Raw genomic sequence first — 18,333 nt, 5'->3', positions numbered from 1 at the left:
CCCTCGGGGGAGAGGGTTTGGGAGAGGGGAAGGGGTCTCATGGAGACCGGCGCTTGTGGAAGGGCCCCTCTCCCAACCCTCCCCGCTAGCGGGGAGAGGGCTATTGGTTAGCCGAACTGCAATCCCGCCAGCCGCTGGTACAGGCCGCCGCCACGCTCCAGCGCGGCGTGCGGGCCCTGCTCGACGATTCGGCCGCCATCCATCACTATGATCCGGTCGGCCGCGCGGACGGTTGCCAGGCGGTGGGCGATGACCAGGGTCGTCCGGCTTTTCATCAGGCGTTCGAGCGCCGACTGGACCAGTCGCTCGCTCTCCGCATCCAGCGCGCTGGTCGCTTCATCCAGCAGCAGGATCGGCGCGTCGCGTAGCAACGCGCGGACGATCGCGACGCGCTGGCGCTGGCCGCCCGACAGCCGCGCGCCGCCTTCACCCAGGAAGGTGTCGAGCCCGTCCGGCAGGTCGCGCAGGAAATCGGCCGCGTTGGCCGCCTCGGCCGCGTCCCACAGTGCGGCGTCGTCGGCATCCCAGCGGCCGTAGCGAAGGTTGTCGCGGGCCGACGCGGCGAAGATCACGGTTTCCTGCGGCACGACCGCGATCCGGCTCCGCAGTGCGGCTGGATCGACCGAGCGCACGTCCAGACCGTCGACCGCGACCGATCCGGCGGCGGGATCGTAGAAGCGCTGGACCAATTGGAAAACGGTCGTCTTGCCCGCGCCCGACGGGCCGACGAGCGCGACCGTCTCGCCAGGCGACACGCGCAGGGAGAAGTCGTGAAGCGCACTGACGTCGGGGCGGGTGGGGTAGCGGAACTCGACGCCGTCAAAGGCGATCTCGCCGCGCGCCGGTTCGGGTAGGGTCGCGGGCTGGGCGGGGGCGGCGATGCCCGGGGTCTCGGCGAGCAATTCGGACAGGCGCTGCGCCGCGCCCGACCCGCGCAGGATGTCGCCCCAGACTTCGGTCAGCGCGCCGAACGCGCCGGCGACGAAGATGCCGGTCAGCACGAAGGCGGCGATCGACCCGCCGCTCATCCGCCCGGCGGCGACGTCGAGCGCGCCCTGCCACATCACGAGAGTGATCGCCGAGAAGATCAGGCCGATGACCGCCGCCGTCATGATCGCGCGCAGCAGGATGCGGCGCTTCGCGGTCGCCAGCACGCTTTCGACCGCGTTCGCGAAGCGTTGCCCTTCGCGGTCCTGCTGCCCGAATGCCTGGACGATCTTCATCGCGCCCAGCACTTCGCTGATCATCGCGCCAACGTCGGCCACCCGGTCCTGGCTGGCACGCGATATGGTGCGGACGCGGCGGCCGAGCAGCATGATCGGCAGGATGACGAGAGGGATGCCCAGTACCAGCAGCCCGGTCAGCTTCGGCGAGAGGGTGAAGAGGTAGAGGATCCCGCCCACCCCGATCACCAGGTTGCGCACCGCGATCGAAATGGTCCCGCCGACCAGTTGCTCGATGATCGTCGTGTCCGAGGTCATCCGGCTGGCGATCTCGGACGGGCGGTTTTCCTCGAAGAAGCTCGGGGACAGGCGCAGCAGGTTGGCCTGCACCGCGATACGCAGGTCGGCGACGACGCGTTCGCCCAGCCACGACACGAAATAGAAGCGGAAGGCGGTGGCGATCGCCATGACGACGACCAGCAGCAGCAGATATTGGAACCAGCGCCCGATATCGCCGTCGCCGCCGTTGGCGAACCCGCGGTCGATGATCAGCTTGAAGCTCGACGGAATGGCAAGCGTCGCGAGAGCCGCGACCAGCATCGCCGTCAGCGCGGCCGCGATCCGTCCCGGATAGCGCGCGGCCATTCGCCAGATGACGCGCAGATTCTCGATTTTCGCCTTGGGCTGCGGGGGAGTCGGGGCGGTGGCCATGGCGCCGGTTAGGCTGACTGCCAGGCGACGGCAATGTTTGAGCGGAACTTCGACTGCGGTGAACCGCTTGTCTTATTAATTGCACGTCCACCCATGTCGGTTATACCCGCCGATCGATTGGCGGTGCGGCCGCGGGGGAGCGGGCGCCGGTAAAGGTCCATACCCGATGCTCTATAATGCCTATGAAATGCAGCGCTCGATGCTTGCGGGGGCCAGCGCGCTAGCGAATTTTTCGGCAGGTCTGCTCAATAACCCGGCAAACCCGTTCGCCTATTTCGGTGGCGGACCGGTGCTGTCGTCAGCGCTCGAGGTCTTCGCCCACGCCAGCGCCCCGCGCGGCAAGCCGGCGTTCGGCCTCACCAAGACCGTCGTCGACGGCCGCGAAGTGGCGGTGCGCGAGGAGATCGTGCTGCGCAAGCCCTTCGGCCAGCTCAAGCGCTTCGTGCGCGAAGGCGTCGAAGGCGGGCCCAAGCTGCTGATCGTTGCGCCGATGTCGGGCCATTATGCGACGCTGCTGCGCGGCACGGTCGAGCGCATGCTGCCGGGCCATGACGTGTACATCACCGACTGGCGCGATGCGAAGCTGGTGCCGCTGTCGGAGGGGCGCTTCGACCTGGACGACTATGTCGACTATGTCATCGAATTCCTGGAAACCATGGGCAAGGACGGCAGTGCGCGCTCGCACATGCTCGCCGTTTGCCAGCCGTCGGTTCCCGCCTATGCCGCGACCTGCCTGATGGCGGCCGACGATCACCCCAATCGCCCGCTGACGGTGACGCTGATGGGCGGACCCGTCGACACGCGCGAGGCGCCGACCGCGGTCAATACGCTGGCGACCGAGCGGCCCTATGCCTGGTTCGAACAGAACGTCATCGCGACGATTCCTGCGACCTATCCGGGCGCCGGGCGTCGGGTCTATCCGGGTTTCCTGCAGCTCGCCGGGTTCATGACGATGAATCTCGGCAACCACATGATGTCGCATTGGGAGCTGTTCAAACACCTGGTCGCCGGCGACGGCGAAAGCAGCCAGGCGACGATGGCGTTCTATGACGAATATCGCGCGGTGTGCGACATGACCGCCGAATTCTATCTGCAGACGATCCGCGTGGTGTTCCAGGATCATGCGTTGCCTAAGGGCGAGATGATGCACCGTGGCCGCCGCGTCGATCCGGGCGCGATCCGCGATGTCGCGCTGCTGGCGATCGAGGGCGAGCGCGACGATATTTCCGGCCTGGGCCAGACCAAGGCCGCGCTGACCATCGCGACCGCGCTGCCGGAGGCGATGAAGCAATATCATATGGCCCCCGAAGTCGGTCACTACGGCATCTTCAACGGGTCGAAGTGGCGCAACCGCATCGCGCCGGTCGTCGAGGCGTGGATCGCCGAGCACGCGGGGTGAGGTGGTCACGGCGGGGGAGGACTACGCTCTCTTCCGTCATTCCCGCGGAGGCGGGACCCCCGGGTATTTCTCTCGAGTGCCCCGGCGAAGGCCGGGGCCCAGTTCCGGTCGGGCGGTAAGTTTCGGAGATCGCGTGCACCTGGACCCCGGCCTTCGCCGGGGAACGGGAAGCTAGGGCGTCCGCGAAATGACGACACACCGGTTGCCGGATCGTAACCCATGTGAACCCGAACGCGCAGGCGTGCGTTCGGGGTGGCGTCTAAATCTGAGGAGACGACGCACATGACGACCCGCACCGCATCCGCCCGCTACGATGGCCTCGGCAAGGATGGGAAGGGGCATGTCTCGACCCAGTCGGGCGTGCTGTCCGACAATCCCTATGGCTTCAACACGCGGTTCGAGAACGAACCCGGCACCAATCCCGAAGAGCTGATCGCGGCCGCGCACGCCAGCTGCTTCACCATGGCGCTGAGCTTCGCGCTGGCGAAGGAAGGGTATTCGGCAGGCACGCTGGAAACCGATGCGGCGGTGACGCTGGACAAGGACGGCGACGGGTTCAAGGTGACCAAGTCGGCGCTGAAGCTGAAGGGGCGGGTCGACGGGATCGACAAGGCCGACTTCGAGCGGATTGCCGAGGAGGCCAAGAAGGGCTGCCCGATCTCCAAGCTGCTGAATGCCGAGATCACGCTGGAGCATGATCTGGGGTGAGTGGAAGTCCTCCCCCAGCTTGCTGGGGGAGGGGGACCGCTCGGCGTAGCCGAGTGGTGGAGGGGTGGCGCGGCACGCGCCCGACGCCGCAAGCCCCTCCACCATCGCTTGCGCGGAGTGACGGGTCGGATCGTCCCCCGGGACGATCCTCGAACGCGCGAGGCGCGTTCGACCCGGCACTCCCCATCCCCCAGACAAGCTGGGGGAGGAATTCAGATCAGCCCTTGCGCTCTTAAACTCGTGTGCCCGCCGCGGGCCATGACGATATGGTCGTGCAGCGCGATGTTCAGCGGTTTCAGGGCCGCTGCGACCTGGCGCGTGATGTCGATGTCCGCCTTGCTGGGCGACGCATCGCCCGAGGGGTGATTGTGGACCAGAATCACCGCGGCCGAGCCGAGTTGCAACGCGCGCCGGACGATCTCGCGGGCATAGACGGGGGCTTCGTCGACGGTGCCTTCGTTCATCACTTCGTCGCGGACCAGCCGGTTGCGGCTGTCGAGGTGCAACACGCGCACGCGTTCGATCTGGTGGTGCGCCATGTCGGCACGCAGATAATCGAGGAGGGCCTGCCAATTGCTCAGCACCGGCTGGGCGCTCGTCTCGGTCTTGAGCAGCCGGAGTGCGACGCCGTGCGCGGCCTTGATCGCCGCGACCGACGTCTCCCCCATGCCCTTGATGCGGGCGAGATCCTCCGACGCCGCGGTCATCACACCCGACAAGCCGCCGAATTCCCGAAGCAAAGCCTTGGCCAGCGGCTTCGTGTCGCGCCGCGGGATGGCAAGGGCCAGCAGATATTCGAGCAACTCGTAATCCTGCAGCGCCTCCGCTCCGCCGACGAACAGCCGTTCGCGCAACCGGGCGCGGTGGCCGGCGGCGTCTTCCGGAACGGTTGCAGGAACACTCATCTGCGACCAAGGTTAAGCGAGTGCGCCGGCGATGCAACCGGTCGCTGTGGGAGCGATGCGTGACGGCGGACGCCGCGGAGACGGGCACGGAGCAGCGGCGGCGGCGCTGGCACCAGCGCAAGCGCTGGCGCACGCTTATTGCGCTCTTGATCGTCTTTGCGGCCGCCATCGCCGTGTTGTGGCACCAGCGGCGCAGTGTCGCGACCGGCTTCATCGACGACGAACTCGCCAAGCGCGGCGTGCCGGCCCGGTACACCGTGGCGGATATCGGCTTTGCCCGCCAACGGCTGATCAACGTCGTCATCGGTGATCCGAGCGACCCCGACCTGGTGGCCGACTGGGTCGTCGTCCATACCCGGATCCGCGGAGGCGGGCCGGAGGTGACGGGGATCGACTCCGGCCACGTCCGGTTGCGCGCCCGGTGGACACGGGACGGGTTGTCGCTCGGCGCGATCGACAAGCTGATGCCGAAAGGGGACGGCAACGCGCCCTTCGCCCTCCCGAAACTGACCGCGGACATCGCCGATGCGCGCGTGCGCCTGGAGTTGCCCGACGGTATCGTCGGACTGAAGTTGCAGGGGTCGGGCCGGCTCGATGACGGGTTTTCCGGCCGGCTGGCGCTGGTCAGCGATCGGCAGTCGCTGTCGGGCTGCACTGCGACCGGCATCGGCGGCGCCTTCGCGCTCAAGGTCGCGAAGCAGGCACCGAGCCTGATCGGTCCGTTGCGGGCAGGCGCGGTTCGCTGTGGCGATGCCGTTGTCCAGGCGTTTGGCGCCGATGTCGATCTGAACCTGAGCGCAGGGCTGGATCGCTGGTCCGGCAAGGTGGCCGCGGCTGCCGCCAAGGGCAGCGCGCCGGGCCTGACCGCTGCGCCATTGTCGGCGACAGTCGCGTTCGACGGCAGTGCCAGGGGAACGGTCGGTGACGTGCGTCTCACCGCCAACACCGTGGCGATGGCACAGGGGCGGCTGGGGCAGGCCGAGGTTACGGGACGCTACCGCGTCGCCCCGACGGGCCTCGAATTTGCCGGAGACGCCCGGATCGGCAACGCTCGTGCAGCCGATGCGCTTTTGCGGCAGGTCGCCGCGATGGGGACGAGCGCCGCGGGTACGCCGGTCGGGCCGCTCGTCCAGGCGCTAGCGAAGGCCGGCGTCGCGGCAGGACGCGATGTTTCGGGCAATGCGCGCATCGAGGCGGTCCAACGCGGCGATGCTCGCGCGGTCCGGGTGACGAACCTGACTCTGCGATCCGCCAGTGGCGCGGTGGCAACGATCGGCGGCGACCCGATTCGGTTCGGCGCGCTCGAAGTCGGCGGACAGATCGCGCTCAGGGGCGGCGGCCTGCCGGCGGCATCGATCGCGCTGCGCCGGGCCGGCGGCGGGTTCGCGGGACGCGCGATCGTCGAACCCTATGCGGCAGGCGGTGCCCGGCTGGCGCTGACGCCGGTCAGCTTCCAGGCGACTGACGGTGCGGTGACGCGGGTGACGACTCAGCTGACGGTCTCGGGACCGCTCGGCGATGGCCGCATCGACGGCGTGCAGATGCCGATCGACGTGCGGTGGCGGGGCACCACGATGGTTGCCAACCCGGGCTGTACCGCGATCGCGTGGCAGCGGCTCGCGATCTCCAGCCTGACCCTCGATCCGACGCGGCTGCGCGTCTGCGCCGGCGGGGCGGGACTGGTGGTATTCGAGCGCGGAAGGATCGACGGACGAGCGCGACTGGCGACGACCCGGCTGGCCGGGCGGATCGGCGCGACGCCGCTCGAGCTCAGCATGTCGGGCGCGCGAATGGATCTTGGCGATCTGACCTTTGCGCTTGACGACGTGAAGACGCGGCTCGGCTTACCGGAACGGGTGACGCGGATCGATGCCGGGCGGCTGACGGGGCGTGTCGCCGGCGGTCGCGTGGCAGGCAGCTTCGCCGACGGCGGCGGGCAGATCGGCAACGTGCCGCTGATCCTGTCGGCGGCGAGCGGCGACTGGGTCTTCGCAGGTGGCAAGCTGTCGCTCGGCGGGCGGCTGATGATCGCCGATGCCGCCAAGGAGCGTCGGTTCGAGCCGCTGGCAAGCGAGACTGTCGCGCTGACACTGGCGGGCAACCGCATCGATGCGACGGGCACGTTGATCCATCCGACGAAGCGGGTGAAGGTTGCCGACGTCACGATCCTTCACGATCTGGCGCGGGGGGCGGGGGACGCCGAATTGCGCGTGCCTGGCATCACCTTCGGCAAGGCGTTCCAGCCGAACGAGCTGACTCCCCTAACCTATGGCGTCATCGCCGACGTGAACGGCAGCGTGTCGGGCCGCGGGCGGATCGCCTGGACGCCCGATGGCGTGACGAGCACCGGCAGATTCGGGACAAGCAACCTTGATCTTGCCGCCGCCTTCGGTCCCGTGACCGGCCTGTCCGGCGACATCGTCTTCACCGACCTGCTCGGCCTTGTCAGCGCGCCGGATCAGGTCGCGACGATCACCACAGTCAATCCCGGCATTGCGGTGGAGAACGGGACCGTCCGCTATCGCCTAACCGGCAACAACCGGGTGCAGGTGGAGGGCGGGGATTGGCCGTTTGCGGGAGGCAAGCTGACGCTGGACCCGACCTTGCTGGATTTCAACGCCAACCAGCAGCGGCGGATGACCTTCCGCGTCGTGGGGGCAGACGCCGCGACGTTCCTCCAGCAATTCGACTTCGACAACCTCAATGCCACCGGCACCTTCGATGGCGTGCTGCCGATGGTGTTCGACGAATCCGGCGGGCGGATCGTCGACGGGACACTGGCCGCACGATCAGGCGGCAGCATCGCCTATGTCGGGACCATCACCGAGAAGGATGTGGGGGTGTGGGGCAACATGGCGTTCCAGGCGCTGCGTGCGCTCAACTATCGCAGTCTGAACATCACGCTGAACGGCCCGCTGTCGGGCGAGATGGTGACTGCGATCCAGTTCGCGGGCGTCAGCCAGGGCAAGGGTACGAAGAGCAACTTCCTCATCCGGCGACTCGCACGCCTGCCGTTCGTGTTCAACATCACGATTCGAGCCCCCTTCCGTCAGCTGCTCGATTCGGTGCGCAGCTATTATGATCCGTCGCGGCTCATTCAGCGCAACCTGCCCGCGCTGATCGACGAGCAGCGTCGCCGCGAAGGGCCGCAGCCGCCGCCGGCCCCCGTCATTCAGCCCCCATCAAGCGAGAAACGTCCATGAAGACTGCAGGATTGAGGTTCGTGCGCATTTGTACGAACATCGGACGCGTGAAGAAGATGGGTATTCTGGGACTGGCAATGGCCGGCAGTGTGAGCGGATGCGTGACCGTGAACGCGCCGGACAAGCCGATCGTCATCAACCTCAACATCTCGATCACGCAGGAGGTCGTCTATCGTCTCGATGGGGAGGCGAAGTCGCTCATCCAGCAGAATCCCGGGATTTTCTAAGATGAAGACGCTTCACATCGCTGCATTGATCGGCATCGCCGCCGTCGGTGCTCTGGCCGCGACCGCCGCCTATGCGCAACGCGATCCGGCCTATGCGGCGGCGCGGTCGGCCGGCCAGGTCGGCGAGCAGCCCGATGGCTACCTCGGCATCGTCGGCAGCCCGACGCCCGAGTTGCGTGCGCTGGTCAACAACATCAACATTCAGCGCAAGGCGGCCTACACGCGTCAGGCCGGCAATGGCGCGACCGTCGAGCAGATGGCGTTCGTCGCGGGCTGCAACCTGATCAATCAGACGTCGGCGGGCGAGAAATACCAGTCGCCGTCGGGCCAGTGGCTGACGCGCGGGGCGAGCGCGCCGACGCGGGATCCGCGGTGTGTGTGATTGAATATTAAACGATATCGCGCTATATCGGCGGCGCGGTATCTGGTTCAGGTATCACCTCCGGACCCCGGTCGTGCCAGCGGCCGGGGTCTTCTACGTTCAGGGGCCGGGTGCCAGCCCGACCCCATCCCGCCGCTACTTAGAGCGGGCCACCTCGATGATTTTGAGCACCAAGGCAGCGAATGCCACCATCAGCGAGCCAGCGCTGAGGATGACAATTGCGGTATTATGATCCAAGTATGATCACCCCCTTTCACGCCACGGGATGTGGCGCGCGGGCATCATAGCGACGCCTTTGCAACCGCATAGGCCACCGGCAGGGTGGGCTTTCGGTTGACTCGGAGATTTACGCTTCCTAAAGCGCGCCTGCCTTGGCGGGCTTGCCGCTCGGCCGTTGAACCTGCCCGCTCAGGCGGAGGGGATGACATGGCGGAGCAAGAGCCCGGACTGGACCCAATCTCGGAGGATAAGCGCCTGAATTCGCTCAACGAGCGATTGAATCGGGCGAAGACCGACGAGGCGATCCGGAGCGGTGAGGTGCGCGAAGACGGCGGGGACGGCTATCGTCTCGGCAACCGCGTGCTGGCCGAACTGGTCGGGGGGATGGTCGGAGGAGCGGTGATCGGGTGGACGCTCGATTATCTGTTCAATACCTCCCCGTGGTTCCTGCTCGGGCTGCTGTTCCTCGGGATCGCAGCCGCGTTCAGGAACATCATCCGGATTTCCAGCGGGCGTTCGAAGTGACCTTCGGGCGCCTGTCGTAATATTTGCGGGAAACAGAAAACGTGTCGGCAGGTTCGGGCAAGATCGATCCGATGCACCAGTTCGAGGTGCAGACCATCTGGAACGGGTTCCAGCTGGGCGGTCATCAGATCGCCTTCACGAACTCGGCGATGTGGATGTGCGTGGCGCTGGTCGCACTGTGGCTGTTCATGCTGGGTGGCATGAAGGGCGCGCAGGTGCCGGGCCGCTGGCAGATGGCGGTGGAAGGCTTCACAGGCTTCATCGACAAGCTGCTGAAGCAGAACATTGGCAAGGAAGGCCGCGCCTTCCTGCCCTACGTCTTCACGCTGTTCATGTTCATCCTGTTCGCCAACATCCTGGGGCTCCTGCCGCTGGGCGTCGTCGGCGTGCACCCGTTCACCTTCACCAGCCACTTCACCGCGACGGGCGTGCTGGCGATCGCCAGCTTCCTGATCGTGCTGGGCGTCGGCTTCGCGCGGCATGGCCTGCGCTTCTTCTCGCTGTTCGTGCCGAAGGGCACGCCGCTGCCGGTGCTGTTCCTGGTGACGCCCATCGAGTTCGTCTCGTTCATGGTGCGTCCGTTCAGCCTCGCGCTGCGACTGTTCGTCGCGATGACCGCGGGTCATATCCTGTTGAAGGTGCTGGCCGGCTTCATCATCAACGCCGGCAATGCAGGGGCCGGCCTCGGCATCGTCGTCGGCCTGCCCAGCTTCGCGCTGATGGTCGGCGTCTCGGCCCTCGAACTGCTGGTGGCGGGCGTGCAGGCCTATGTCTTCGCGCTCTTGACCTCGCTCTACATCAACGATGCCGTGCACCTGCACGACCATCACTGATTTTCTTACCAACACACTGATTTCTTACGGGAGTTGAACAATGGAAGCCGATTCGATCAAGCTGCTGGGTGCCGGTCTCGCTGCCATCGGCGCCGGCCTGGCCGCGCTGGGCGTGGGTAACGTCTTCGCCGCTTTCCTCGAAGGCGCGCTGCGCAATCCGGGTGCGGCGTCGAGCCAGCAGGGCAACATGTTCATCGGCTTCGCCGCCGCCGAGCTTCTCGGCCTGCTGGCGTTCGTCGTTGCCGTCCTGCTGATCTTCGTCGCGTAATGATGCTGTCCCGGCCGGCGGATTTTCCGGCGGCCGGGCACGCATATTCGTAGACGGACGGAGTAGAGATGCCTCAGATCGAACAATTGGCGGCCACCTGGGCGTCGCAGCTGTTCTGGCTGGCGCTCACCTTCGGCATCGCCTTCCTCATCGTGGGCCGGGGCATGGTTCCCAAGGTCCAGGGCACGATCGACGCGCGTGATGCGTCGGTCGCGACCGACCTCGCTGCCGCGGAAGCCGCGCGCGCCGAGGCCGATGCTCAGGAAGAGCGCTGGCGCGGGATCGAGAATGCCGCGCGCGAACAGGCCCGCCAGACGATCGCCGCAGCGCGTGCGCGGTCGCAGGCTGCCAGTGAAGCGACGCTCGCACAGGCGGGCGAGGCGACGACTGCACAGGTGACGGCGGCGGAAGCGCGGATCGCGACCGCCAGCCAGGCTGCGCTCGCGGAGATCGAAACCGTGGCGGCGCAAGCCGCGCAGGACATCGTGTCGCGCCTGTCTGGGGCACCGGTGACCGCAGCGGAGGCGCAAGCGGCGACGAAGGCGGTGCTCCATGGCTAATACCCAGACTGCCCCGACACTGAATCAGGCGATTCACGAGGAGGGCGTGCCCAAGACGGGCGGCGAAGCGCTGACCACCGAACATGGTGGGACGGGCCCGGCCAACCACCCGGATCCGGCGCTGTTCGGGCTGGATGCGACCGTCTGGGTCAGCCTGGCGATGGCCGTCTTCTTGGCCGTGCTGATCGTCAAGGGCGTGCCCAAGCTGATCGGCGGCATGCTCGACAAACAGATCGCCGGCATCCGGCAGCGGCTGGAAGAGGCAAAGCAGCTTCGTGCCGAGGCCGAAGCCTTGCGCGATGAATATGCGCGCAAGTTGGCCGACGTCGAGACGCAGACGCGTGACATCGTCGCCCACGCCGAGGAAGAGGCCAAGGCGCTGGTCGCCAAAGCCGAAGCCGACGCGGCCGACCTGGTCGCACGCCGTGCCAAGATGGCCGAAGACAAGATCGCTGCGGCTGAACGCTCGGCGCTGGCCGAAGTCCGGGCAAAGACGGCGGACGCCGCGACCAAGGCGGCGGCATCGCTGATCGCAGCCAAGCACGGTGCCGATGTCGACCAGGCGCTGGTCGACCGCACCATCGCGGGGCTCGGTCGGCTGAACTGAGCCGGCTGCACGTCAATGACGTAAAGAAAACGGCGGGCCGCGAGGTCCGCCGTTTTCGTTTGTCGGTATCGGGTCAGCGAGATCGATGCTGGTTCCGGGGTTCCTGCACGGGCGGAATGTGATCGAGCCGGGCGATCAGATCAGCGAAGACATCATCCTCCTGAATCGAGAAGGCACGTTCGAAGCCGCTGCCCAACAGATCGAGGTCGCGTTGCGTCAGCAATCCGATCGCGACGATTTTTTCAGACACAGGCGCCTCCTTTCGAAAGGGGATAACCGACGTGACCCCGGAAGGTGCCAGCTGTTTCGCCTGCGTTTCGGCTAGCTGCCTAATCTTAGCCGGAGTGGGACGCCAGCGGGGCGTCCGCGCGAAGCCAAGGTGTCCGATCGCGATACTGCCGAAAAAACCGAAGCATCGGCGAGCAAAGCCGTGGCGCTCGCCAGCGCTCCCGCCGTCGCTCGAACGGGCGGCGGCTTAGGACCGGGCCGGCAGCGCGACCGACAGGACCGCGTCGGGTGCGTCGTGAAGCTTCAGGAAAAGGGTCTTGCCCGGCCGCTTGGGCAGCTCGATCTCGGCGCCGACGAACCCTGCGGGCAGGGCGACGGCGCTGGACATGTCCGGGGTGTCGGCGATCTCCGCGACAGTGAACAGGTCGCGTCCAGCGAGCGTGCACGGCTTTCCCGACACGGGACAGTCGAAGGCGGTGAGCGCGGGCAGGCGGACGATCCGGCCGAGCGGCTGCCAGTCGCCTGCGACGTCGCCGCGCCACAGGCGGAAACGCATTTCCCCCGCTACCGCCGGTCCGAGGCCAACTGCCGGGGACAGGCGAGTCACGGCGACGTCCTCGCCGACCCGCTGCACCGCGCCCGATGCGACGGTCAGCCGCGTTGCGGCGCCGTCGGCGCCGGCGGTCACCTCGATCGCATCGTCCGCGGACACGCCCCCCGGTACGCGGACCGAGAAGGTCAGGGTCGCGTCGCGCGGGACCACGCCGGCGGGCAGCGCAATGGCGAACGCGCGGGGCGTGTCGGCAAGCGCAACGTCCCGGCTGATCAACGTGGCCGCCGGGCGGGGCGGCGCGATGCCGGCCGACACGACAGCGTTGCGCCCATCGCGCAGCTTAACCCGCGCCTCGCTGAGATTGGCGGTCGGCTCGAAAGCAGCATCGGCGGTCAGTTCCAGTCGGTCGCCACCACTTCCGCGCGCCAGGGTGCCCGCGACGAAGCGCCGACCGCCGAGCTCGAGCGAGGCGACCTGATCGAGCCGGGCGCCGGTCAGCGTACCAACCCGATCGCCCTCGTGAATCGTGAAGCGGTCGAGCCGGCTCGCCTCCACCCGACCGGTCAGGGCAACAGTGGAGGTGTCGACCACACCGATTCGGCCGATCGACAGCGTCAGTGGCCCCGCTTTCGTCTTGCTGAGCGGCAAGGTGGCTTCGATCGCATCGGGCCCTGCCGCCTTCCAGGTCACCGGACGCAGGCTGCCGTCCGCCTCCTTCAAGGCAATTTGCGCGACACAGGCGGCTATCCCGCCGCGGAGCATCAGCGGATGGTCGCGGCCGACCACCACGACACCTTCGCCCGGTGCGGTCCAGGCGCCCGCCGCATCGAGGCGAACGGGCAGGCGGGGGCCGGTAAAGGGATCGAAGCCCCAACGGCCGTGGAGCATCGCACTCGAGACCGGGCCGGACAGCGCCGGCAGGTCGCCGGCCAGACGCAGGCCACCGCTCGCCGCCTGAGGAGCCAGCGGAACGTCCACCATCTTGCCGTCCGCGACGGTCAGCCGCAGCGCGAGGTCGCGGGCATAGCCGGTGGCGAATATCAGCGACGCATCGTCGAGTGCGAGCGTCAGGCCGGGTCGAGTGAGGCACTGGGTCTCGCCGCTTGCGGGGCGCCACGCCGGCGGGGGAACTGCGCCAATCGGCGGTAGCGGCGCGACCAGCACCGATCGCGGATTCTGGAACGAGGGGGCGGTGTTGAGCTGCAGATGCACCCGCTCGCCGCGACCGAGCGCAAGCGCGGGAACATATTGATATTGCGCGCTGCGGAACGCGCCGAACAGCCGTGCGAGATCGCGCGCCAGGCCGATATAGGGGCTGTAGAAGCCTGCGCCGCCTTCCCGCGTCGCGGCAACGCGGTACGCCAGGTCGACGGGCGCGCCGGTCAGCGTCTCGGTGAGCGTTGCGCCGCGTTGAGCCTGGAGCACGACTGAATCGCGCGCCTGGCTGAGGCAGGTCGCTTGCAGGTCGCGCTGGCGGGACAGGCAGTCGGGGTTGAGCTTGATCCTGAGTGCATTGGCGAGCACCGGTGCCACGGTCGGCAGCCTGTCGGGATCGCGGTCGGCCACAGCCGCCATCCCGGTGACGAAGGCATCGAGTCGTGCACGGTCGAGCGAGGCCTGGTGCAGGTCCTGCGCCGCTCGGACGAACACGCCGGGCCGTCCACGAACGGCGTCGCGGATCGCATCGAAGCCGCCGCCGGTTTCGGGCGCCAGGAACAGCACGGCCTGTTCGGCACCTTCGGGCACGGCGATGTCGAGCATATTCTTGCCGCGCTTCCAGGTCTCGGCGCGGAAAAACCAGTCCTTGGGCGGCGGGTTGGTCGCACCGCGCAGGAAGGCGACGACGAGGAGATAGCGCGCCGACTGGTCGTCGGGCAGCACGGCGGCGAGCGTCAGACGGTCGCCACTTCTGAGACTGGGGACGGCGCCGAGCGGCAGCACCGTCTCACCGCGCCTGACGCTGACCGATACGTCCGGACCCGACAGGTCGAAGCCGTTGCTCTGTGCACCGGCGGGCATTGCCAGGATCAGGGCGGCGAAGGCGAGCAGACGTGCGAGCATGGCTCCCCTTACACATGGCCGGCATGGCGGTCACCGGGCGGGGGCGTGGCGATGATGTGACGTGGGTTGCACCGCCGCCGTGCTCCCGCGACGGCGGGGTACGGTGGTTCAGCTTGTCGGCAGCACCATCAGGCTGGCGTTGCCGCCGGCGGCGGTCGTGTTGATCGAGGTCGAGACCTCCTCGACCAGCCAGTCGAGGCGATAGCCGACGGTCGAGGCCTGCGGCAGGACGATCGGCCCGGGCAGCTCGGCCAGCGCGGCGAGTGCGGCCGAGACCTGCGACGCGTCGCCTTCGATCAGCGCGCCGGCGAACGTAGCTTCGTGGCGCCAGTCATCGGCCAGTCGGACGCGCGCGGTCACGCTCTGCGGCAATGTCGCCAGCAGCTCGCGGAAGACGGCTGCGTCGCCGATCACCGCGTCGTTGCCCGCCGCCAGTGCCGCACCCAGCTGTTCGAGCAACCCTTCGCGGGTCTGCGGCAGCAGCAGCACGCGGCCGCGCGGGTGGAGGGCATAGAGGTTACGCTCGCCGACCGGGCCGGCGAGCTCGACGTCCGCGCCCAGCATCGACGCCGCGATCGCCTCGCGCACGCGGGCAGCGGCGCGATTTTCGTCGCGATCCTCCAGCCCGATCGCGAGATCGCGTGCGGCCGGGTCGGCGGCGTCGCAGATCACCGGCGGGGGCAGGTCGGCACCTGTCACCAGCCGGCCGAGATACAGCGGCCCGCCCGCCTTCGGCCCGGTGCCCGACAGGCCGCGTCCGCCGAATGGTTGGACGCCGACGACCGCGCCGATGACGTTGCGGTTTATGTAGAGGTTGCCCGCCTTCACGCGGCTGGTGACGTGCGCGATGGTCTCGTCGAGCCGGGTATGCAGCCCGAAGGTCAGGCCGTAGCCGGTCGCGTTGATCCGGTCGATCAGCCGGTCGAGCTCCGCACGCCGGAAGCGGACGACGTGGAGGACGGGGCCGAACACCTCGCGCTCCAGCTCGGCAATGTCGCTGAGTTCGATGATCGTCGGCGCAACGAAAGTGCCGTTGGCGGTGTCGCCGGCGAGCGTCAGCTGTTCGACGCGGTGGCCGGCGCCGCGCATCTTCGCGATGTGCTTTTCGATAATGCTCTTGGCCTCGGCGGTGATGACGGGGCCGATGTCGGTCTTGAGCGCATCGGTGCGGCCGATCGACAGCTCGTGCAACGCGCCCTTGATCATTGCCAGCGTGCGGTCGGCGACCTCCTCCTGCAGGCACAGGATGCGCAGTGCGGAACAGCGCTGGCCCGCGCTGTCGAACGCCGAGGCGATGACGTCTGCGACGACCTGTTCGGCGAGGGCCGAGGAATCGACGATCATCGCGTTCTGCCCGCCGGTCTCCGCAATGAAGGGGATCGGCGCGCCGCCGGGCAGCAGACGCTTGGCGAGCGCCTTCTGGATCAGGCGCGCGACTTCGGTCGATCCGGTGAACATCACCGCCATCGTCTCGGGCGCCGCGACCAGGGCCGCACCGATCGCGCCGTCGCCAGGGACCAGTTGGAGCACGTCGGCCGGCACGCCGGCTTCGTGCAGCAGAGCGACGCCCTGCGCGGCGATCAGCGGGGTTTCCTCCGCCGGCTTGGCGAGCACCGCGTTGCCCGCGACCAGCGCGGCGGCGACCTGGCCGGTGAAGATCGCCAGCGGGAAGTTCCACGGGCTGATGCAGGTGACGACGCCCAGCGGCCGGTGGCCGACGCCCAAAGTCGAGCGGGCCTGCTCGGCATAATAGCGCAGGAAGTCGATCGCTTCACGCACCTCGGCGATGGCATTGGGCAGCGACTTGCCCGCTTCGCGCACGATGAGCGCGAGCAGTTGTGGCATGCGGGCCTGCATCGCGTCGGCGGCGCGGTCGAGCATCTCGGCGCGGTCGGCCGGGCTGGTCCCGGCCCAGCCAGGCGCGGCGGCAGCGGCGGTGCGGGCGGCGGCCTGGGCGTCGGCGACGCTCATCTCACGCACCATGCCCACCTGATCGCGGCGGTCGGCGGGGTTCAGCACCGGGCGTTCGGTGCCCACGTCGCCAGCCGTCCACGGTCCTTCCCCAGCCATCGTCTCGCTGAGCATCGCAAGCGTCGTTTCGTCGCTGAGGTCGAGGCCGGCGGAATTGACGCGCGCGCCGTACAGTTCGCGCGGCAGCGCGATGTGCGGGTTCTTCTGGCCCGGCACCGGCATCGCACGAACGGCGTCGACCGGATCGGCGACCAGATCGGCGATCGAGACTTCGGGATCGGCGATGCGATTGACGAAGGACGAATTCGCCCCGTTTTCGAGCAGGCGGCGGACGAGGTACGCGAGCAACGTCTCGTGCGTACCGACCGGCGCATAGATACGGCACGGGCGGTTCAGCTTGTTGCCGCCGACGACCTCGTCATACAGCGGCTCGCCCATGCCGTGCAGGCACTGGAATTCATAATCGCCGACCGTGAAGTCGGGGCCGGCGAGGTGGTAGATCGTCGACAGCGTCTGCGCATTGTGCGTCGCGAACTGGGGGAACACCGCATCCTTCGCCGCCAGCAGCTTGGCCGCGCAGGCGATGTACGCGACATCGGTGTGGATCTTGCGGGTATAGACCGGGAAGTCGGCGAGGCCGTCGACCTGCGCGCGCTTGATCTCGGCGTCCCAATAGGCGCCCTTCACCAGCCGGACCATGATGCGGCGGTTCGCGCGGCGGGCGAGGTCGACGATCCAGTCGATGACGAACGGGCAGCGCTTGCCATAGGCCTGGACGACGAAGCCCAGACCATCCCAGCCCGCGAGGTCGGGATCGGTCGCGAGGCTTTCGAGCAGGTCGAGCGAGAGTTCGAGCCGGTCAGCCTCCTCCGCATCAATGTTAAGGCCGATGTCATAGCCTTTGGCAAGGACGGCAAGCGCCTTCACCTTGGGCAGCAGTTCACCCATGACGCGTTCGGCCTGCGCACGCACGTAGCGCGGGTGGAGGGCCGACAGCTTGATCGAGATGCCGGGGCCGGCATAGACGCCGCGCCCCGCCGCCGCTTCGCCGATCGCGCGGACGGCGTTTTCATAGTCGCGGTAATAGCGCTCCGCATCGGCCGCGGTCGTCGCCGCTTCGCCGAGCATGTCGTAGCTGTAGCGGAAGCCGCGTGCCTCCAGCGGGCGGGCGCGGTCGAGCGCCTCGGCGATCGTCTCGCCGGTCACGAACTGCTCGCCCATCATCCGCATCGCCATGTCGACGCCGCGGCGGATGACCGGTTCGCCGGCGCGCGCGATCAGGCGGGTGAGCGCGGCGCCGAGACCACTGTCGTTGACGCTGCCGGTCAGCTTGCCGGTGACGACCAGGCCCCAGGTCGCGGCGTTGACGAACAGCGAGCGGCCATCGCCCACGTGGGACCGCCAGTCACCGCCGGCGATCTTGTCGCGGATCAGCGCGTCGCGGGTTGCGGTGTCGGGGATGCGCAGCAGCGCCTCGGCCAGGCACATCAGTGCGACGCCCTCCTGGCTGGACAGCGCATATTCCTGGACGAGGCCTTCGACGCCGGTGCCCTTGTGCTTGGCGCGCAGCGCGGTGACGAGCTGCGTTGCGGTCACGGTCGCGGCGGTGCGGATCGCGTCCGGCAGCGTCGCGGCCTCGATCAGCGGAGCCAGGCATTCGGGCTCCGGCCGGCGATAGGCGGCGGTGATCGCGCGGCGCTGGGCGTCCTGCGGGCGGACAGGCGGGGCGAAGTCGGCGAAGGGGGGCGTCGTCATGGCCGGCCCATAGCAGTTTCTACGCTGGCGATCCGCCCGGATTTGGCGCAATGTC

General features: G+C 68.0%; 15 protein-coding genes. 10 read left to right on the top strand and 5 right to left on the bottom strand.

Annotated elements, in window-relative coordinates:
- Window positions 1–107: 107 nt before the first annotated feature.
- Complete coding sequence (locus JW805_14320) at window positions 108–1,874, bottom strand: ATP-binding cassette domain-containing protein (protein ID MBN2973190.1); 1,767 nt, start codon at window positions 1,872–1,874, stop codon at window positions 108–110.
- A 166-nt stretch (window positions 1,875–2,040) separates the two neighbouring features.
- On the opposite strand from JW805_14320, the gene JW805_14315 reads away from it, so the two are divergent.
- Both JW805_14315 and JW805_14310 read left to right on the top strand, forming a co-directional pair.
- The gene (locus JW805_14315) at window positions 2,041–3,273 is read left to right on the top strand and encodes a polyhydroxyalkanoate depolymerase (GenBank protein MBN2973189.1); all 1,233 of its coding nucleotides are present in this window, start codon (window positions 2,041–2,043) and stop codon (window positions 3,271–3,273) included.
- 282 nt (window positions 3,274–3,555) lie between these two features.
- The gene (locus tag JW805_14310; protein MBN2973188.1) at window positions 3,556–3,981 is read left to right on the top strand and encodes an OsmC family protein; all 426 of its coding nucleotides are present in this window, start codon (window positions 3,556–3,558) and stop codon (window positions 3,979–3,981) included.
- Window positions 3,982–4,193: 212 nt separating this feature from the next.
- Here JW805_14310 and radC read toward each other — a convergent pair whose 3' ends face one another.
- Window positions 4,194–4,886: a DNA repair protein RadC gene (gene radC / locus JW805_14305; protein ID MBN2973187.1), complete on the bottom strand. Its 693-nt coding sequence runs from the start codon at window positions 4,884–4,886 to the stop codon at window positions 4,194–4,196.
- 59 nt (window positions 4,887–4,945) lie between these two features.
- Here radC and JW805_14300 point away from each other — a divergent pair, with 59 nt between their 5' ends.
- The 8 genes from JW805_14300 (at window position 4,946) to JW805_14265 (ending at window position 11,710) form a co-directional block, all read left to right on the top strand.
- Window positions 4,946–8,089: a YdbH domain-containing protein gene (locus tag JW805_14300; GenBank protein ID MBN2973186.1), complete on the top strand. Its 3,144-nt coding sequence runs from the start codon at window positions 4,946–4,948 to the stop codon at window positions 8,087–8,089.
- Window positions 8,090–8,145: 56 nt separating this feature from the next.
- Window positions 8,146–8,316, top strand: a complete 171-nt coding sequence (locus tag JW805_14295) for a YnbE family lipoprotein (GenBank protein MBN2973185.1) — start codon at window positions 8,146–8,148, stop codon at window positions 8,314–8,316.
- Between the two features lies 1 nt (window position 8,317).
- Entirely contained in the window at window positions 8,318–8,698 is a 381-nt protein-coding gene (locus JW805_14290; GenBank protein MBN2973184.1) for a YdbL family protein, read from the top strand.
- A 426-nt stretch (window positions 8,699–9,124) separates the two neighbouring features.
- Window positions 9,125–9,442, top strand: coding sequence for an AtpZ/AtpI family protein (locus tag JW805_14285; GenBank protein MBN2973183.1), 318 nt, complete (start codon window positions 9,125–9,127; stop codon window positions 9,440–9,442).
- A gap of 41 nt (window positions 9,443–9,483) precedes the next feature.
- On the top strand, window positions 9,484–10,275 hold the full coding sequence (locus tag JW805_14280) for a F0F1 ATP synthase subunit A (protein ID MBN2973182.1): 792 nt from the start codon (window positions 9,484–9,486) through the stop codon (window positions 10,273–10,275).
- A gap of 40 nt (window positions 10,276–10,315) precedes the next feature.
- Window positions 10,316–10,543 (top strand): F0F1 ATP synthase subunit C, encoded by a 228-nt coding sequence (locus JW805_14275; protein MBN2973181.1) that lies wholly within the window; start codon window positions 10,316–10,318, stop codon window positions 10,541–10,543.
- A gap of 68 nt (window positions 10,544–10,611) precedes the next feature.
- Complete coding sequence (locus JW805_14270) at window positions 10,612–11,103, top strand: hypothetical protein (protein ID MBN2973180.1); 492 nt, start codon at window positions 10,612–10,614, stop codon at window positions 11,101–11,103.
- A complete protein-coding gene (locus tag JW805_14265; protein ID MBN2973179.1) occupies window positions 11,096–11,710 on the top strand; it encodes a F0F1 ATP synthase subunit B in 615 nt (204 codons plus the stop codon). The genes JW805_14270 and JW805_14265 overlap by 8 nt, the downstream gene beginning before the upstream one ends.
- A gap of 73 nt (window positions 11,711–11,783) precedes the next feature.
- Here JW805_14265 and JW805_14260 read toward each other — a convergent pair whose 3' ends face one another.
- From JW805_14260 to putA, 3 genes are all read right to left on the bottom strand, one after another.
- Window positions 11,784–11,960 carry a hypothetical protein gene (locus JW805_14260; GenBank protein ID MBN2973178.1) on the bottom strand — a complete coding sequence of 59 codons (177 nt, stop codon included), beginning with the start codon at window positions 11,958–11,960 and terminating at the stop codon, window positions 11,784–11,786.
- 225 nt (window positions 11,961–12,185) lie between these two features.
- Window positions 12,186–14,552 (bottom strand): hypothetical protein, encoded by a 2,367-nt coding sequence (locus JW805_14255; GenBank protein ID MBN2973177.1) that lies wholly within the window; start codon window positions 14,550–14,552, stop codon window positions 12,186–12,188.
- Window positions 14,553–14,660: 108 nt separating this feature from the next.
- Complete coding sequence (gene putA, locus JW805_14250; GenBank protein ID MBN2973176.1) at window positions 14,661–18,278, bottom strand: trifunctional transcriptional regulator/proline dehydrogenase/L-glutamate gamma-semialdehyde dehydrogenase; 3,618 nt, start codon at window positions 18,276–18,278, stop codon at window positions 14,661–14,663.
- Between the last annotated feature and the right edge of the window lie 55 nt (window positions 18,279–18,333).

It is taken from the genome of Roseomonas aeriglobus (genome assembly GCA_016937575.1).
Classification (GTDB): Bacteria; Pseudomonadota; Alphaproteobacteria; order Sphingomonadales; family Sphingomonadaceae; genus Sphingomonas; species Sphingomonas aerigloba.
This window is presented reverse-complemented; position numbering and strand designations above follow the sequence as displayed.

Excerpts from the sequence above, each read along its gene's own strand:
- JW805_14320 (MBN2973190.1), bottom strand. The coding sequence starts at position 1,874 with ATGGCCACCGCCCCGACTCCCCCGCAGCCCAAGGCGAAAATCGAGAAT.
- JW805_14315 (MBN2973189.1), top strand. The coding sequence starts at position 2,041 with ATGCTCTATAATGCCTATGAAATGCAGCGCTCGATGCTTGCGGGGGCC.
- JW805_14310 (MBN2973188.1), top strand. The coding sequence starts at position 3,556 with ATGACGACCCGCACCGCATCCGCCCGCTACGATGGCCTCGGCAAGGAT.
- radC (MBN2973187.1), bottom strand. The coding sequence starts at position 4,886 with ATGAGTGTTCCTGCAACCGTTCCGGAAGACGCCGCCGGCCACCGCGCC.
- JW805_14295 (MBN2973185.1), top strand. The coding sequence starts at position 8,146 with ATGGGTATTCTGGGACTGGCAATGGCCGGCAGTGTGAGCGGATGCGTG.
- JW805_14290 (MBN2973184.1), top strand. The coding sequence starts at position 8,318 with ATGAAGACGCTTCACATCGCTGCATTGATCGGCATCGCCGCCGTCGGT.
- JW805_14285 (MBN2973183.1), top strand. The coding sequence starts at position 9,125 with ATGGCGGAGCAAGAGCCCGGACTGGACCCAATCTCGGAGGATAAGCGC.
- JW805_14275 (MBN2973181.1), top strand. The coding sequence starts at position 10,316 with ATGGAAGCCGATTCGATCAAGCTGCTGGGTGCCGGTCTCGCTGCCATC.
- JW805_14270 (MBN2973180.1), top strand. The coding sequence starts at position 10,612 with ATGCCTCAGATCGAACAATTGGCGGCCACCTGGGCGTCGCAGCTGTTC.
- JW805_14265 (MBN2973179.1), top strand. The coding sequence starts at position 11,096 with ATGGCTAATACCCAGACTGCCCCGACACTGAATCAGGCGATTCACGAG.
- JW805_14255 (MBN2973177.1), bottom strand. The coding sequence starts at position 14,552 with ATGCTCGCACGTCTGCTCGCCTTCGCCGCCCTGATCCTGGCAATGCCC.
- putA (MBN2973176.1), bottom strand. The coding sequence starts at position 18,278 with ATGACGACGCCCCCCTTCGCCGACTTCGCCCCGCCTGTCCGCCCGCAG.